Origin of the sequence: Boseongicola aestuarii (assembly GCF_900184815.1) — a bacterium.
In the GTDB taxonomy this organism is placed as follows: Bacteria; Pseudomonadota; Alphaproteobacteria; order Rhodobacterales; family Rhodobacteraceae; genus Boseongicola; species Boseongicola aestuarii.
On record NZ_FXXQ01000003.1, the window covers coordinates 219,915 to 233,986 of the forward strand.

At 57.8% G+C, this 14,072-nt stretch carries 20 protein-coding genes; 15 read left to right on the forward strand and 5 right to left on the reverse strand.

What is annotated here, in order from left to right:
* From BOA8489_RS06795 to mnhG, 5 genes are read left to right on the forward strand one after another with little or no spacing between them, the layout of a single operon-like run.
* On the forward strand, window positions 1-360 hold the full coding sequence (locus BOA8489_RS06795) for a Na+/H+ antiporter subunit C (RefSeq protein ID WP_093973252.1): 360 nt from the start codon (window positions 1-3) through the stop codon (window positions 358-360).
* Entirely contained in the window at window positions 357-1,856 is a 1,500-nt protein-coding gene (locus tag BOA8489_RS06800; RefSeq protein ID WP_093973253.1) for a Na+/H+ antiporter subunit D, read from the forward strand. Before BOA8489_RS06795 ends, BOA8489_RS06800 begins: the two co-directional genes overlap by 4 nt.
* Window positions 1,853-2,332: a Na+/H+ antiporter subunit E gene (locus tag BOA8489_RS06805; RefSeq protein ID WP_093973254.1), complete on the forward strand. Its 480-nt coding sequence runs from the start codon at window positions 1,853-1,855 to the stop codon at window positions 2,330-2,332. Before BOA8489_RS06800 ends, BOA8489_RS06805 begins: the two co-directional genes overlap by 4 nt.
* The gene (locus tag BOA8489_RS06810) at window positions 2,329-2,634 is read left to right on the forward strand and encodes an MrpF/PhaF family protein (RefSeq protein ID WP_093973255.1); all 306 of its coding nucleotides are present in this window, start codon (window positions 2,329-2,331) and stop codon (window positions 2,632-2,634) included. Before BOA8489_RS06805 ends, BOA8489_RS06810 begins: the two co-directional genes overlap by 4 nt.
* Window positions 2,631-2,927 carry a monovalent cation/H(+) antiporter subunit G gene (gene mnhG, locus BOA8489_RS06815; RefSeq protein WP_093973256.1) on the forward strand — a complete coding sequence of 99 codons (297 nt, stop codon included), beginning with the start codon at window positions 2,631-2,633 and terminating at the stop codon, window positions 2,925-2,927. The genes BOA8489_RS06810 and mnhG overlap by 4 nt, the downstream gene beginning before the upstream one ends.
* 109 nt (window positions 2,928-3,036) lie before the next feature.
* Here the strand turns inward: mnhG and BOA8489_RS06820 are convergent, their stop codons facing one another.
* Complete coding sequence (locus tag BOA8489_RS06820) at window positions 3,037-3,633, reverse strand: FMN-dependent NADH-azoreductase (protein WP_093973257.1); 597 nt, start codon at window positions 3,631-3,633, stop codon at window positions 3,037-3,039.
* Window positions 3,634-3,807: 174 nt separating this feature from the next.
* On the opposite strand from BOA8489_RS06820, the gene BOA8489_RS06825 reads away from it, so the two are divergent.
* Together BOA8489_RS06825 and BOA8489_RS06830 are read left to right on the forward strand one after the other, a co-directional pair.
* A complete protein-coding gene (locus BOA8489_RS06825; protein WP_093973353.1) occupies window positions 3,808-4,680 on the forward strand; it encodes a LysR family transcriptional regulator in 873 nt (290 codons plus the stop codon).
* Window positions 4,674-5,582 (forward strand): DMT family transporter, encoded by a 909-nt coding sequence (locus BOA8489_RS06830; protein ID WP_281256178.1) that lies wholly within the window; start codon window positions 4,674-4,676, stop codon window positions 5,580-5,582. The genes BOA8489_RS06825 and BOA8489_RS06830 overlap by 7 nt, the downstream gene beginning before the upstream one ends.
* Here the strand turns inward: BOA8489_RS06830 and BOA8489_RS06835 are convergent.
* Window positions 5,579-5,911, reverse strand: coding sequence for an ArsR/SmtB family transcription factor (locus tag BOA8489_RS06835; protein WP_093973258.1), 333 nt, complete (start codon window positions 5,909-5,911; stop codon window positions 5,579-5,581). The genes BOA8489_RS06830 and BOA8489_RS06835 overlap by 4 nt on opposite strands.
* Window positions 5,912-6,031: 120 nt before the next feature.
* Here BOA8489_RS06835 and BOA8489_RS06840 point away from each other — a divergent pair, with 120 nt between their 5' ends.
* The 7 genes from BOA8489_RS06840 (at window position 6,032) to phaR (ending at window position 10,335) form a co-directional block, all read left to right on the forward strand.
* Complete coding sequence (locus BOA8489_RS06840) at window positions 6,032-6,928, forward strand: DMT family transporter (protein ID WP_093973355.1); 897 nt, start codon at window positions 6,032-6,034, stop codon at window positions 6,926-6,928.
* Between the two features lie 139 nt (window positions 6,929-7,067).
* Window positions 7,068-7,409, forward strand: coding sequence for an AtpZ/AtpI family protein (locus tag BOA8489_RS06845; RefSeq protein WP_245813693.1), 342 nt, complete (start codon window positions 7,068-7,070; stop codon window positions 7,407-7,409).
* Complete coding sequence (locus BOA8489_RS06850) at window positions 7,378-8,166, forward strand: F0F1 ATP synthase subunit A (RefSeq protein WP_093973260.1); 789 nt, start codon at window positions 7,378-7,380, stop codon at window positions 8,164-8,166. The genes BOA8489_RS06845 and BOA8489_RS06850 overlap by 32 nt, the downstream gene beginning before the upstream one ends.
* Window positions 8,167-8,211: 45 nt before the next feature.
* Window positions 8,212-8,448 carry a F0F1 ATP synthase subunit C gene (locus BOA8489_RS06855; protein ID WP_093973261.1) on the forward strand — a complete coding sequence of 79 codons (237 nt, stop codon included), beginning with the start codon at window positions 8,212-8,214 and terminating at the stop codon, window positions 8,446-8,448.
* A gap of 78 nt (window positions 8,449-8,526) precedes the next feature.
* A complete protein-coding gene (locus BOA8489_RS06860; protein WP_093973262.1) occupies window positions 8,527-9,051 on the forward strand; it encodes a F0F1 ATP synthase subunit B' in 525 nt (174 codons plus the stop codon).
* 3 nt (window positions 9,052-9,054) lie between these two features.
* Window positions 9,055-9,612 (forward strand): F0F1 ATP synthase subunit B, encoded by a 558-nt coding sequence (locus BOA8489_RS06865; protein WP_093973263.1) that lies wholly within the window; start codon window positions 9,055-9,057, stop codon window positions 9,610-9,612.
* Between the two features lie 156 nt (window positions 9,613-9,768).
* A complete protein-coding gene (gene phaR, locus BOA8489_RS06870) occupies window positions 9,769-10,335 on the forward strand; it encodes a polyhydroxyalkanoate synthesis repressor PhaR (RefSeq protein WP_093973264.1) in 567 nt (188 codons plus the stop codon).
* Window positions 10,336-10,366: 31 nt separating this feature from the next.
* On the opposite strand, the gene BOA8489_RS06875 is transcribed toward phaR, so the two are convergent.
* Window positions 10,367-12,034, reverse strand: coding sequence for a peptidoglycan-binding domain-containing protein (locus BOA8489_RS06875; RefSeq protein WP_176440223.1), 1,668 nt, complete (start codon window positions 12,032-12,034; stop codon window positions 10,367-10,369).
* A 132-nt stretch (window positions 12,035-12,166) separates the two neighbouring features.
* On the opposite strand from BOA8489_RS06875, the gene BOA8489_RS06880 reads away from it, so the two are divergent.
* Window positions 12,167-13,198, forward strand: a complete 1,032-nt coding sequence (locus BOA8489_RS06880) for a M42 family metallopeptidase (protein WP_093973266.1) — start codon at window positions 12,167-12,169, stop codon at window positions 13,196-13,198.
* A gap of 102 nt (window positions 13,199-13,300) precedes the next feature.
* On the opposite strand, the gene rpmE is transcribed toward BOA8489_RS06880, so the two are convergent.
* Window positions 13,301-13,522 (reverse strand): 50S ribosomal protein L31, encoded by a 222-nt coding sequence (gene rpmE, locus BOA8489_RS06885; RefSeq protein ID WP_093973267.1) that lies wholly within the window; start codon window positions 13,520-13,522, stop codon window positions 13,301-13,303.
* Window positions 13,523-13,534: 12 nt separating this feature from the next.
* Window positions 13,535-13,912: a 50S ribosomal protein L19 gene (gene rplS, locus BOA8489_RS06890; RefSeq protein ID WP_093973268.1), complete on the reverse strand. Its 378-nt coding sequence runs from the start codon at window positions 13,910-13,912 to the stop codon at window positions 13,535-13,537.
* Window positions 13,913-14,072 lie beyond the last annotated feature (160 nt).

Genomic DNA, 14,072 nt, shown 5'->3' on the forward strand with positions numbered 1-14,072 from the left:
ATGGAGGTCCTCCTTTCGTTGGTGGTTGGTGCGTTGGTGGCGGCGGCGATTTATCTGATGCTGTCGCGGGATTTGCTGCGGTTTTTGTTCGGTCTGATCCTGATTTCCAACGCCGCGAACCTGTCGATTTTCGTCAGTGGACGCCTGATTTCGGGGGCACCTCCGTTGATCGAAAAGGGGCAGGATTTCCCCGTCGGCGAAGTGGCGAATGCTTTGCCGCAAGCCTTGGTTCTGACGGCGATTGTGATCGGGTTCGGCCTTTTTGCGTTTGCGCTGGTTCTGACGTTGCGCGCGTATCGGTCGCTTGGAACGCTTGATACGGACGAAATGCGTGTTGCCGAACCGAAAGACCCGTCATGAGTTGGCTTTTGTCTCTTCCTTTGTTCATCCCGTTTGTTGCGGGGGTCGTATCTTTCCTATTGAAAGACGGACCCGGTGGGCGGTGGGCGTCGGTCTTGGGATCGGCGGCGATGCTGGTTGCGTCAGGTGCCTTGATGACGACGGTTCTGCGCGAAGGTGTGGTGGCGGGGCAGATGGGCGGTTGGCCGGCGCCATTCGGGATTTCGCTGGTCGCTGATTACCTGTCGGCGGTGATGGTGGTGATCACGGCGATCACGGCTTTGGCGGTGTCGATTTACGCGATGGCGGATGTCGAGGCGCGGATTGCACGGCTGGGATATCACGCGCTGTTCCAGATCCTGATCGCGGGTGTTGCGGGCGCTTTTCTGACGGGCGATTTGTTCAACCTTTACGTCTGGTTTGAGGTGATGCTGATCGCGTCCTTTGGACTGTTGGTCATGGGAGGGTCAAAAGAGCAGATCGACGGCGGTGTGAAGTATGTGGCGCTTAATCTGGTCTCGACGATCCTGTTCTTGACGGGCATCGGATTGATGTATGGGATGACCGGCACACTGAACATGGCGGATCTGGCGCTGATTGTGCCAACGCTGGAAAATCAGGGGCTGGTCACAGTCGTTGCGATGATGTTCATGGTGGCCTTTGGCGTGAAAGCGGCGGTGTTTCCATTGTTTTTCTGGTTGCCCGCGGCCTACCACACTCCGTCGTTTTCGACCTCGGCTGTGTTTGCGGGACTGCTGACGAAAGTCGGGGTTTATGCGCTTATCCGCATGTTCACTTTGGTTTTTGTCGGCGACATTAGCTTTACCCATGAGGTGCTGTTGTGGGTCGCCTGTTTCACCATGGTGACGGGTGTTTTGGGCGCGGCGGCGCAGAATGATTTCCGCAAGATCCTGTCTTTCCATATCGTGAGCCAGATCGGATATATGATCCTTGGGCTGGCGCTGATGACGCCTTTGGCGATTGTCGGCGCGGTGTTTTATCTGGTGCACCACATCATCGTGAAGGCGAACTTGTTTCTGGTTGCCGGTGTGGCTTCGAAGATCGCGGGATCGACCGAATTGAAGCGGATTGGCGGGCTTTATGCGACGGCGCCGCTGTTGGCGGTGCTGTTTCTGGTTCCGGCGTTTTCGCTGGCTGGCTTTCCGCCGCTGTCCGGGTTTTGGGCGAAGTTCATTCTGGTGAAAGCCACTTTGGAAGACGGACGTGGGTTTGTTGCGTTCATTGCTCTGGCGGTTGGGGCCCTAACGATTTTCTCGATGACAAAGATCTGGGCAGAGGCGTTCTGGAGCCCGCACCCTGACAATCAGGAGCCAAAGTTGAGCACACTGTCAAAGGGAGAGCGGCGGGCGTTGTTGATGCCGATTGCAGGACTTGCGGTTCTGACGTGTATCATCGGTCTTTTCCCCGAGCCTTTTGTGCAGTTTGCCGAAGGTTCGGCGGCGCAGTTGCTTGATTCCAGTGCATATATTGAGGCGGTTTTGGGGGTGTCGGAATGAACCTCTTCACAATAAACACGCTTCTCGCCATCGTCTGGTCGTCGCTTTGGGCGGATTTCACTTTGATGTCTCTGGCGACGGGATTTGTGATTGGATACGCAGCACTTTGGGTGGCGCAGCCGTTGTTTGGCGGCAGAGTTCTATACTTCCGCCGTGTCTGGCGGGTTCTGAAACTGTTCGCGTTCTTCCTCTACGAACTGGTGGTCTCATCGGTGCGTGTGGCGTGGGACGTACTGACACCAACCCAGTTGTCGAATCCGGCGATCATCGAGATGCCACTGGATGTTAAGAGTGATATTGAGATCCTTTTGGTGACGAACTTGATTTCGCTTACGCCCGGGACTCTGAGCCTTGATGTGTCTCCTGATCGCTCGACACTTATTGTGCATGCGATGTTCGCAGACGATCCGGACGCGCTGATTGCCGAGTTGAAAGATGGTATGGAGCGCAAGGTGATGGAGGTCTTTGAGCAATGAGCGGAGCAGAGTTTCTGAGCCTGGCCATTGATTTGTCTTTCGTCATTATCATGGCGTCGATCGCGATGGGCTTTTACAGGATTGCGAAGGGGCCAACGTTTGGTGACCGCGTTGTTGCTCTGGATATGATGACCATGTCGATCATGGCGTTTTGCGGTCTTTACGCGATATTTGCCGAGGATCAGTCGTTTCTGGATCCGGCGGTGGTTCTGGCGTTGATCGGATTCTTGACGACACTGGCTTTGGCGCGGTTTGCAGAGCGGCGCGAGCATGGTGACGACGATGAGGGGCGCGCGGAATGATTGAAGTGATCGCGGGCATTCTGATCCTGTTGGGGGCGGCCTTCACGTTTATTGCGGCGTTGGGACTGGTACGCTTGCCGGATATTTTCACGCGGATGCATGCGTCGACGAAGGCGGGCGTGCTGGGTTCGTCGCTGATCCTGATTGCAGGCGGTATCCTGTTCGGGGATGGCGGCACATGGGCACGCGTGATTGCGGCGATCTTTTTCTTGCTGCTGACGGCACCGATTGCGGCGCATATGATTGGCCGGGCTTCTCTTGACGAAAAGCACCGGCCGAGACTGCAAAAGTAGTTACTTCGCGTTTGTGGACAGATCACCCTTGTGCATTCAGGCGACGAAAGCCGACGTGAGTAGGTTTTTGACGCCGGATGATGCGTATTCCATCGGACAGCAGTAGCGATCAGGCCGCGATTTCAAGGGTGTCTACGGCTGCGCGTGCTGAGGCAAGCGTTGCGTCGGCGTCGATCATCAGCCGGTCAGCGGCGACGAATACCACATCGGAAATGCCGATAAAGCCCAGGACGTGGCGGATGAAGCCTGTCGCGAAGTCGATGTCCGACCCCATCTCCGTGCCGCCGGAAGCGACTGCGACGATGGCGCGTTTGCCGGTCAGAAGGCCTTTGGGGCCTGTCTCGCTGTAGCGGAATGTGACGCCAGCGCGGGCGACAAGATCGACCCAGGCTTTGAACGCTGCGGGAACGCCGAAGTTGTAGATTGGCAGGCCGATGACAAGCACGTCTGCGGCTTTGATCTCGTCTATCAGAGTGTCGGAGAGCGCAAGGGTTTCTGCTTGTTCGGGCGTGCGGTCGGCGACGGGTGTGAAGTTTGCACCGATCCAGTCCTCGGTGAGCAGCGGCAGAGGATTGGCGAGATCGCGAGAGGTGACGTGAGTGTCGCCGTTGGTTTCGAAGCGCTCGATGATGCGGTCATTCAGATCGCGGGAAATCGAGCCGGTTGTGCGGGCGGATGCGTCGATACGCAGAACGTTTGTGGGCATGGGAGCCTCCTTGTTTGTCGTTGAGGGAGATGTAGGAGGCTGGGGACGTTTGGAGTATTCCGAGAATGTGAACGCGTGTTGTGCATTTTTGTCGGGATTTCCGTAAAATGGTATGGATGTCTAATTTTTCGCACGATAAGGTTTTGTCGAACAACGAGAGTTTTTGGTATGTCGATCAGCACTTGGGATGAAATTCGCACGGCTTATCATGTGGCGAGGATGGGGACGGTCAGTGGTGCTGCCGACGCCTTGGGTGTCCATCATGCGACTGTCATTCGCCACATTGATGCGCTGGAAGCGCGGCTGGGCGTGAAGCTGTTTCAGAGGCATGCGCGGGGGTATACAGCGACCGAGGCGGGCTTGGATTTGTTGCAGGTCGCACAGGCGACGGACGATCAGTTTACGCAGTTGGTCGGGCGTATTCGCGGGCGGGGCGATGAGGTGTCTGGCGAGTTGGTGGTCACGTCCTTGACGTCTGTATCACCCCGGCTGACTCCGGTCCTGGCGCGGTTTCAGGCACTCTATCCCGATTTGATCGTGCGATATATCACCGGGGATACGGTCTTGCGGCTCGAGTATGGCGAGGCGCATGTGGCGGTGCGGGCCGGGCGTGCGCCGGACAACCCGGATAATGTTGTGCAGCCTTTCGTGCCTCAGGAGATAGCGCTTTACGCATCCGAGGAATATATCGCACGAAAGGGGCGGCCTGAGAGAATTGATGATCTTGGGGAGCATGATTTCGTGACGCTGGACAGTTCCGAAAGTCGAGCGCCCTTTGCGCGCTGGCTGCGCGAGAAGGTGCCGTCGGATCGGTTTGTTTTCCGTGGCACGGACAACCGTGTGTTGCGGGATGCGGTGATTGCCGGTGTCGGGATCGGATTTGTTTCGACGTGGGACGCGGAGCGATATCCGGGTCTTGTGCGGTTGTTCGAACCGCTGGACGACTGGGCGGCGCCATTGTGGCTGGTGACTCATGTGGATTTGCACCGCACGACGAAGGTTCAGACGTTCCTGAAGTTTCTCAAGGCAGAAGCGAAGACGTGGTGACGCCGCGCGTTGTTGCGCGTTCGGAGGAGTTGAAGGGCCACCTTGGGATGGTGGCGTTTTCGGCTCTTGTGGCGGGGTCGTTTTCCTTTGGGGGACGGATTGCCAACGAGATCGACCCGATGGCTTTGACGGCGGTGCGGTTTTTACTGGCGGCCTTGGTCGTGAGTGTGATCGCGGGATCTGCAGGGCAGTTGACGCGGGAGGCTTTGCGGGCGTCGTGGCGCTATTTTCTACTGGGCGGTTTGTTCGGATCCTACTTTGTTTTGATGTTCGAAGGGCTAAAGACGGCGCATCCGGTTTCGACGGCGGCGGTGTTCACGCTGACGCCAGTGATGGCGGCGGGGTTCGGGTGGTTGATCATGGGGCAGGTCACGAACCGGCGGATGGCCTTGGCGCTTTTGTTTGGAGCGGTTGGGGCTTTGTGGGTGATTTTCCGGGGCGATCTGGCGGCGTTTTTGGCGTTTGACGTGGGGATCGGTGAAATGATCTTTTTCGTCGGCTGCGTGGCGCATGCGCTGTATATCCCGCTGGTGCCACGGCTGAACCGGGGCGAGGGGGTTTTTGCCTTCGCTTTGGGCACGATGGTCGGGGGTGCGGTTTTGGTGGTTGCTTTGGGCGCGCCGCGGATTGTTGCGACGGATTGGGCGGCGTTACCCGTGCTGGTCTGGGCGGTGTTGGCCTATCTGGTGGTCTTTGCTTCGGTAGCGTCGATCAGCCTGATCCAGTTCGCATCAATGCGTCTGAAGGCGGCGAAGGTGATGGCCTACACGTATTTGATCCCAAGCTGGGTGATCCTTTGGGAGTTGGTCTTGGTGCGGGATGTGCCGCCGGTCGTCATATTGCCGGGGGTAGGGCTGACGATTTTGGCGCTGGTGATGTTGCTGCGCGAGCGGGCCGTCTAGTCGTCTTTTAGCTCGTGTTCGAGGAAGGTCTCAAAAGCGTCGAGGTCTACGGCTTCGAATTGGCCGAAGCTTTGCATCCAGACGGATGTCTCGCGCAGGGCGTCGGGGTTAAGTTTGCACCATTTCACGCGACCGCGCTTTTCCTGAGCGATGATCCCGGCGCGGGTCAGGATTGTGAGGTGTTTCGAGATCGCGGCAAGCGACATCTCGAAGGGTTCGGCCACGTCGGTGACGGCCATGTCGTCTTCCAGCAACATCTCGAGGATGCGCCGACGTGTAGGGTCGGCGAGTGCGGAGAATGCGGTGTCGAGGCGGTTGCTGTCAGTCACCCTTTGGCCGTAGCGGGCGCATGGGCGGTTGGTCAAGTCGGATGGTGATGGAGTTGATCAAGAATCGGAATGACACAGGGCGCAGGATTGGCGATAGGGTGGCGCCACGAGGGGAACTTCATGCAATACCGCTATTGGGCGATCATATTTCTACTTGGATTTGGCTGGGGGTCGTCGTTCTTTTTCAACGAGATCCTTCTGCGCGAGTTGGGGCCGTTTACCGCGTCACTTGGGCGGATTGCGTTTGGCGCTCTGGGTTGTTGGCTTTGGGTCTTGCTTCGTCGCGAACGGGCAAGGGTGCCGTTGCGGATTGCCGGGATTTTGGCGGTGTTCGGGTTGTTCCAGTACACACTGCCTTTGACGATTTATCCCTACGCTCAGCAGTTTATCACGTCGAGCGCGGCGGGGATCGTCAATGCAATGACGCCGATTATGGTTGTGTTGGTTAGCCATGCTTGGCCAGGCGGTGAAAAAGCCGTTTGGACAAAGTCTCTTGGTGTTGCGCTGGGATTTCTTGGGATGGTCATCGTGATCTGGCCGGAATTTGGCGGTTTGGGCGAGTCTAACCCCTGCGCTATGCTGGCCACGATCAGCGCGCCGCTATGCTACGGTATCGCTGTGAATATGATACGCTATCTTGAAGACGTTAAACGCACCGTGATGACAGCCTGGTCTTTGCTGTTTGGCGCATTGCTTCTGGCACCGCTGGCGCTTGGCCTGGAAGGGATGCCGATCATTGTACGCCCCGAGACCTGGGCAAGTCTGATGGTTATTGGATTTGTTCTGACATCGGTTGCGTTTATTTTGATCTTTTGGCTGATCCCGCGCGTGGGCGGAACCTCGGCTTCCACGATCACACTGATTGCGCCGATTTCGTCGATCTGGCTTGGTGTCGTTTTCCTGAACGAAGAGGTGTTGTTTGTGCAAGGGATCGGGATGATTGTTATTTTTGTCGGTCTTTTGTGCATTGATGGGCGAATTCTGCGAGTAAGGCGCAAAGCTCAACCATCTGGTTGAACGTGGGTGCTGGTGCGACACTTCGGTTCGATTGATTAAAGTTGATAAATAACAGTTAGTTAAGTGTATTCCTGGTGTCATTGACTCGTGGGGTCCGCTAACGTAAATCCCTGCGTAACTTCTCATGGGGGCATGGCCCGTGGCCGAGACCGATCAAGATGATCCGAAGGCCCGGCTTGACGCCTTGGAGCGTAAGCTGGCCGATAAGCGTGCCGAATACGCTCCAAAGCCCCACATGGACGAACATTATTCTCAGGCGCAGCAAGCCTGGCGGATGGTGATCGAACTGGTTGCAGGGCTGGGGATCGGCTTTGGCATGGGATACGGGCTGGATGCTGCCTTTGGAACACAGCCGTTCCTGATGGTGATATTCACGCTTCTGGGATTTGCGGCTGGCATCCAGACGATGATGCGCACGGCCAAGGAATTGAACGGTGGTCCGAGGCCTGATGAGGCCGAGGACGAAGCGAAGAGGGACTGACGTGGCAGAAGAAGCTAAAGGCGGCGGGCTTGAGTTTCACCCGATGGACCAGTTCATCATCAAGCCTTTGTTTGGTGATGCAGGCGATACTGTGGGCATGTTCACAATCACAAATGCGACGTTCTGGATGGCCGCGGCCATTCTGGCGATTGCCGCGCTTATGATCCTTGGCACACGCGGTCGCGCGGTTGTGCCGACACGCAGTCAGTCGGTTGCGGAACTGGCGTACGGCTTTGTTTACAAGATGGTTGAGGATGTGGCTGGCAAGGATGGCCTGAAGTACTTCCCCTACATCATGACGCTGTTTCTGTTCATTCTTTTCTCGAACTTCCTCGGGTTGATCCCGATGAGCTTTACCACAACCAGCCACATCGCAGTAACGGCCATTCTGGCCATGGCGGTATTCCTGGCCGTGACAATTCTGGGCTTTGTGAAGAACGGTGCGTCGTTCCTCAGCCTGTTCTGGGTCAGCTCGGCGCCTTTGGCGCTGCGTCCGATCCTGGCTCTGATCGAGCTTATCTCTTACTTCGTGCGGCCTGTGAGCCATTCGATCCGACTTGCCGGCAACATGATGGCCGGTCACGCGGTTCTGAAGGTGTTCGCCGGTTTTGCTCAGGTTGCCGCTGTTGCGCCGATCGCCATCTTCGGTGTCGTCGCAATCTACGGTCTTGAGGTTCTGGTGTCCGCTATCCAGGCCTACGTCTTTACCATTCTGACCTGTGTCTATCTGAAAGACGCGTTGCATCCGCATCACTAAGGTCAGGTTCCAATTCAGCCAATTCCATCGTAAGGAGACAGTCTAATGGAAGGCAATATCGCTCAAATGGGTCAATTCATCGGTGCCGGCCTTGCCGCTATCGGTTCCGGTGCAGCTGCTATCGGTGTGGGCCACGTTGCTGGCAACTTCCTCGCCGGCGCTCTGCGTAACCCATCGGCCGCTGCGGGTCAGACCGCAACGCTCTTCATCGGCATCGCGTTTGCGGAAGCTCTGGGGATCTTCTCGTTCCTCGTCGCGCTTCTGCTGATGTTTGCTGTCTAAGACACCTCGCGATCCTTACACGCCGGTTGTCCGCTGACGCGGGCCCCGGTTGTCTGACACGGGTTTGAGGAGGTCGCTATGGCGACAGAAACAACAGAGGCCGCTGGCGCAGCGCCAGGTATGCCGCAACTTGATTTCACGACGTTTCCGAACCAGATTTTCTGGCTCGTTATCACGTTGGTGGTCATCTACATGGTGCTTTCGCGCGTGGCGTTGCCACGGATCGCATCGGTTCTTGCCGAACGGCAGGGGACGATCACGAATGACATCGCGGCTGCGGAAGAGCTGAAGCAAAAGGCGGCAGAAGCGGAAGCGGCTTACGACAAGGCGCTTGCTGATGCACGGGCGGAAGCCGGTCGTATCGGGGCTGAGACCAAGGCCGAAGTGCAGGCCGAAATCGACGCAGCCATCAGAAAGGCTGACGCTGAGATCGCGGCACGGACGGCTGAAAGCGAAGTCAAGATCGCGGAAATCCGTGACGGCGCGACGGCGGCGGTGCGTGAAGTTGCAAAAGACGCTGCCGAGGCCGTTGTGGCCGCGATGGGCGTCGACGTGGACAAGGCGGCGATTGCCGCGGCTGTCGATGCGCGGGTGAAGGGGTAAACCATGAAACGGATCATCACACTGATCGCAATGGTTGCCGCTACTCCGGCATTTGCGGCAAAGGGGCCGTTCTTCAGCCTGGCGAACACGGACTTCATCGTCCTGATCTCGTTTGTCTTGTTCATTGGCGTTTTGCTCTATTTCAAAGTGCCGGGCATGCTGATGGGTATGCTGGACAAGCGCGCTGAGGGTATTCAGGGCGAGATCGACGAGGCGCGTGCGCTTCGCGAGGAAGCTCAGACCCTGCTGGCCAGTTTTGAGCGCAAGCAACGCGACGTGCAGGAGCAGGCGGACCGCATCGTTGCGGCTGCCAAGGAAAGTGCGTCGGAAGCGGCTGAACAGGCCAAGCTTGATCTGGAGAAATCCATCGAGCGGCGTCTCAGGGCTGCGGAAGATCAGATTGCATCCGCCGAAACTTCGGCTGTGCGCCAGGTTCGCGACGAGGCTGTCCGTATCGCGATTGGAACGGCGTCCGAAGTTATCGCGCGGGACATGAAAGCGGATCGCGCCGATGCCTTGGTCGACGAAGCCATCAGCACGGTTGCTGCAAAGCTTCACTAGGCCGATTACAACCATTTCAGGGAGCCCGGCCTTTTGGTCGGGCTTCTTTCGTTTTGAACCTAACAATGCGGCAACTGCGAAGGTTTCGCGCATTTCCTTTGCATTTGGCGCACTTGGGCGTAGGCTGCACTGCAGCGAGCCTATAAGGAGGACGACATGTCCGGAACACCGCTTTTGATCAAGCGCTATGCAAGCCGACGTCTCTATAACACCGAAACCTCGGACTATGTGACGCTTGAGGACATCGCGGGCTTTATTCGTGAGGGCCGTGAGGTGCAGATTGTCGACCTGAAATCCGGGGATGATCTGACGCGGCAGTATCTTTTGCAGATTATCGCCGAACATGAGAGCCGCGGCGAGAATGTCCTGCCGCTTGATGTGCTCACCGACCTGGTGCGGTCCTATACATCGCAGGCGAATTCGGTCGTGCCGCAGTTTCTGGCCATGAGCTTCGATATGCTCCGTGAGGGGCAGAGCAAGGTCATAGAGCAGATTTCGACGCCAATGACCGGGATGCCGGGCTTTGAAGCGATGAAGGCGCAGCAGGAGGCCTTTGTGAAGGCGATGACCGGTGGATTCGGCGGCGGAACATGGGCGTCGCAGGACAGCGAGAGCGAGGCTGCTGACACCGATGAGGAGCCTGAAGCCGAACTTGATGCAATCCGCGCGCAATTGGCCGAGATGCAGGCGCAGCTTTTGAAGATGGGTAAGTCAAAGAAGTAGGGCCGACGTTCAAACGCCGACCCTGTTCGCTTTACCGGAAGATTGACCGAACCGAGTCTGCAAGAATACGCACGACGAATGCCTCACTCAGATAGCCGGTTTGTTCGAGGTCTCGGGCGGCCTGATAGCGACGGATCGCGCGGCGGGTGTCGTCGTCGAACACACCATCGACACGACCCGGCTTCAGTCCAAGACGTTCCAGGCGGCTTTCGATCGCACGACGCGTATTTGGCGTGAGGTTCAGCGCGTTCTCTTCCTGGATGGCTTGGCGCTGACGGTCGGTTTGTTGCGACTGGCGCGTCAGTTCCGCGATACGGTTTTCGGCTTCCTCGCGGAATGCACCGTTCGGAGCAAGGATCAGATAATCGCCATAAGACTGCGCTGTATCGTCGATGCGCGCTTCGTCCCATAGCTGTCTGTCGCGGGCATCGGTTTCGGCGCGTTTGCTGCGTTCGATCGCATCCAGCCGAGCTTGTGCAACTTCGGCGAATTCACCGTCCGGGAACCGGTTCAGATAGGCCCGCAGACCCACTTCGTCATCCTGCGCGCCAGTTTCTTCCCAGAACGCGAGGTCTTCGGCGAGGCGCTCTTCGCGGCGGCGCTCGGCTTCAGCTTCCAGTTCGGCGGCGCGGCGTTCGGCCTGGGCGTCGAGGCGGGTGATCTGGTCACGGTCGAGATAACCTGTTTCGGAGATATTGTTGGTTCTTTGCCAAGCGGTGATGGCGGCACGGGTGCCGCGCCCGAAAATGCCGTCGATGCCGCGAGTGTTGAAGTCAAGCAACGTCAGATCGCGCTGGATTTCGCGGCGTTGGTCGCGGTCGAGTCCGAGAGCTTCTTCGGCCCGTTCGGCGCGGGCCTCGGGCGTGTCTGTCATCGCTTCGATGCGGCTAGTGGCCATGGCGGTGAACTGGCCGTCGGGGAAGGAGTCGATGTAGCCCTGATAGGCCTCGATCGTGTCGGCGGCATCGGCTTGGCGCCATGCAAGGATATCTGCGCGGCGGTCCGTCGTTGCGGGCGCGGGCGCGGATGGCGCAGGTGCGATTGCAACGGTTTCTTCGTCGATGAAGGACAATCCATCCATGAAGAACCCGCCAAGCTGGACGCTTCGGCTGTTGCTCAGGTTCGCGATATTCTCGCCTGGACGGGCGAGACGCTGAATGGCTTGCGCCACGGAGCGGGGTTGGCCGGTCACAAGTGTTGTGCCTTGTGGGAGGTCGAGGTCCCCGACGCCGATTTGAAGAAGCGGGCCGAAATCGCCGGTCAGATCGTCGCTTGAGATTACGAGGATTGCACGCCCCGGTGTTTGCGACAGGATCGACAAGATCTGACTGAGAGGCAGGGCCGTGCGCGCGACATCCGAGAGTGCTCCGGGTCGGGCATCAGCGGGAAGGAAGTAGGTTTCGTTCTCAGTGTGAACAAAGCGCCCTGCAAGCGCCACAAGCAGGCGGTCGGCATCTGAGGCGGCATCTTCGAAGGCGGAGAGTGCGTCGAACAGGTCGTCGTCTTCTGGGGCGCTTTCACTGATGACGTCGAAACCTTGGCGTTGAAGCGTTCCCGCTTGCTCGGTGATCTCGTCTCCGCGCCGTAGATCGTTCAACGCGTCGTAGTCCTCAATCCCTATGATCAGGGCGGCGTCGCCAGCTGAAACAGATACGGTTGATGCCAGTGAGATGGCGGCGGCGAAAAACAGGTGTCGCATACTCTTAATCCTCCCGGTGGATGCGCTGATCTTAGAGTTATCGTGATCGATGAGCAAATTGAGTGGTTTCCGTCTTGAACCCCCGCTCTTGGGCCTCATTATTGATTTAACTCAGATTGAAAGGTGAGCGTAATGAATATTGAGCTGTTGAAGGCGCTTTGTGAGACTCCGGGCGTGCCCGGCAATGAGGAAGGCGTGCGCGACCTGATCCTCGGCGAAGTGGAAGGGCTGTTTGACGAGGTTCGAGTCGATCCGATGGGCTCGTTGCATTGTGTGCGCAAGGGCAAGGGGAAAGACCCCGAGCGGATCATGCTTCTGTGCCATATGGACGAGATCGGCTTTTTGGTGAGCCATATTTCGGAGAAGGGATTTTTGTATCTGCAACCAGTGGGTGGATTTGATCCTCGCAATCTGTTTTCGCGTCGGGTGCGGGTGTGCACCGATGAGGGCGAGCTGAAGGCAGTGATGAACCCCGCGGGTCGGCCTGTGCATATTGCCTCGGCTGAGGACCGCAAACGTATCCCCGAGCCGCATGAGTTTTATGTCGATACCGGGTTGGGTGAGGCGGCTGCCGACAAGGTGAAGGTTGGCGACATGGTCGTCATGGATGAACCATTTCTGGAGATGGGCGAAAAGCTTGTGTCCAAGGCTTTGGACAACCGGGTGGCCTGCTGGTTGGGGATCGAAGCGGCGCGTGGGCTTGGGAAAGCCAAGACGAAATCAGAGATCCATGTGGTGTTCACCACTCAAGAGGAGGTCGGTTTGCGCGGGGCACGCACGGCGTCTTATTCCGTGAAGCCGGACATTGGGATCGGGATCGATACGACACTGGCCTGCGATACGCCGGGTGTCCCCGAGCAGGACCGCACGACGGTGCAGGGCAAGGGCTTCGGTCTTCACATCCGCGATGGGTCGTTCATTGCCGACAAGGCTTTGGTGGCAGAAGTGGCGGCTCTGGCCGAGAAGAAAAAGATACCCTTTCAGCGCACGATGTTGCGGTCTGGCGGTCAGGATGGCGCGGCGGCTCAGCAGGCGGCGGCGGGCGCGCGGGTGTTCGGCATCGTGGTCGGCACGCGGTATATTCATACCGTGACCGAGATGGTCGACCGTAATGACTTGCAGGCGGCTTTGGATATTCTTGTCGCGTTCCTGAAGTCGCGGTAGGTCGATTGGTCCGTTCTTGCGGCTGATGGTCTTTTCATATGCAGGATAAGAAAAAAGCCGCCCCGGTTGGAGCGGCTTTTATCGATGTGAAAGGCATCTGGCTTAGAAGCCGAGGCCTTCGTATTTCTTCTTGAACTTTGATACGCGACCACCGGTATCCATCAGACGGGAGGAGCCGCCGTTCCATGCCGGGTGCACGGTTGGGTCGATATCAAGCGACAACTGGTCGCCTTCGGAGCCCCATGTCGAGCGCATCTTTACGATATCGCCGTTCGTCATTTTGACGTCGATGACATGGTAGTCGGGGTGAATATCTTTTTTCATGACTTCGCTCCCTTATGCGTTTGGTTGTGGTTTGTAGTTGGAATCTTCGGCGATACGGGCCGATTTGCCGCGACGCGCGCGCAGGTAGTACAGCTTGGCGCGGCGGACGCGGCCACGGCGCACAACGGTGATGCTGTCGATGTTTGTCGAGTGCAGCGGGAACACACGCTCTACGCCTTCGCCAAACGAAATTTTGCGGACAGTGAACGAACCTGCGATGCCCGAGCCATTCTTGCGGCTGATGCAGACGCCTTCGTAGTTCTGGACACGGCTGCGCGTGCCTTCTGTCACTTTGTAGCCAACGCGGATGGTGTCACCCGCTTTGAAATCCGGAAGATCAGCGGCAAGGGCTGCGACTTGCTCGGCTTCCAATTGTGCGATCAGGTCCATCTGAAACGCTCCTTCATGTTGCTTCGGGTTTTTCCCGAAAGGTGGTTTGGCGCCTCAGAGCTTCGGGGTCTGTCGGGCTGCGCGTGGCACCCGCCGAAGGGTTCAGGTCATCTTTGCTTATCCGTCCCGGACGATTCCGTCCGTGAACTGGGGTGCTATA

Coding starts and splice junctions, on each gene's coding strand:
- BOA8489_RS06795 (WP_093973252.1), top strand. CDS start 1: ATGGAGGTCCTCCTTTCGTTGGTGGTTGGTGCGTTGGTGGCGGCGGCG.
- BOA8489_RS06800 (WP_093973253.1), top strand. CDS start 357: ATGAGTTGGCTTTTGTCTCTTCCTTTGTTCATCCCGTTTGTTGCGGGG.
- BOA8489_RS06805 (WP_093973254.1), top strand. CDS start 1,853: ATGAACCTCTTCACAATAAACACGCTTCTCGCCATCGTCTGGTCGTCG.
- BOA8489_RS06810 (WP_093973255.1), top strand. CDS start 2,329: ATGAGCGGAGCAGAGTTTCTGAGCCTGGCCATTGATTTGTCTTTCGTC.
- mnhG (WP_093973256.1), top strand. CDS start 2,631: ATGATTGAAGTGATCGCGGGCATTCTGATCCTGTTGGGGGCGGCCTTC.
- BOA8489_RS06820 (WP_093973257.1), bottom strand. CDS start 3,633: ATGCCCACAAACGTTCTGCGTATCGACGCATCCGCCCGCACAACCGGC.
- BOA8489_RS06840 (WP_093973355.1), top strand. CDS start 6,032: ATGCAATACCGCTATTGGGCGATCATATTTCTACTTGGATTTGGCTGG.
- BOA8489_RS06850 (WP_093973260.1), top strand. CDS start 7,378: ATGAGGCCGAGGACGAAGCGAAGAGGGACTGACGTGGCAGAAGAAGCT.
- BOA8489_RS06855 (WP_093973261.1), top strand. CDS start 8,212: ATGGAAGGCAATATCGCTCAAATGGGTCAATTCATCGGTGCCGGCCTT.
- BOA8489_RS06860 (WP_093973262.1), top strand. CDS start 8,527: ATGGCGACAGAAACAACAGAGGCCGCTGGCGCAGCGCCAGGTATGCCG.
- BOA8489_RS06865 (WP_093973263.1), top strand. CDS start 9,055: ATGAAACGGATCATCACACTGATCGCAATGGTTGCCGCTACTCCGGCA.
- phaR (WP_093973264.1), top strand. CDS start 9,769: ATGTCCGGAACACCGCTTTTGATCAAGCGCTATGCAAGCCGACGTCTC.
- BOA8489_RS06875 (WP_176440223.1), bottom strand. CDS start 12,034: ATGCGACACCTGTTTTTCGCCGCCGCCATCTCACTGGCATCAACCGTA.
- BOA8489_RS06880 (WP_093973266.1), top strand. CDS start 12,167: ATGAATATTGAGCTGTTGAAGGCGCTTTGTGAGACTCCGGGCGTGCCC.
- rpmE (WP_093973267.1), bottom strand. CDS start 13,522: ATGAAAAAAGATATTCACCCCGACTACCATGTCATCGACGTCAAAATG.
- rplS (WP_093973268.1), bottom strand. CDS start 13,912: ATGGACCTGATCGCACAATTGGAAGCCGAGCAAGTCGCAGCCCTTGCC.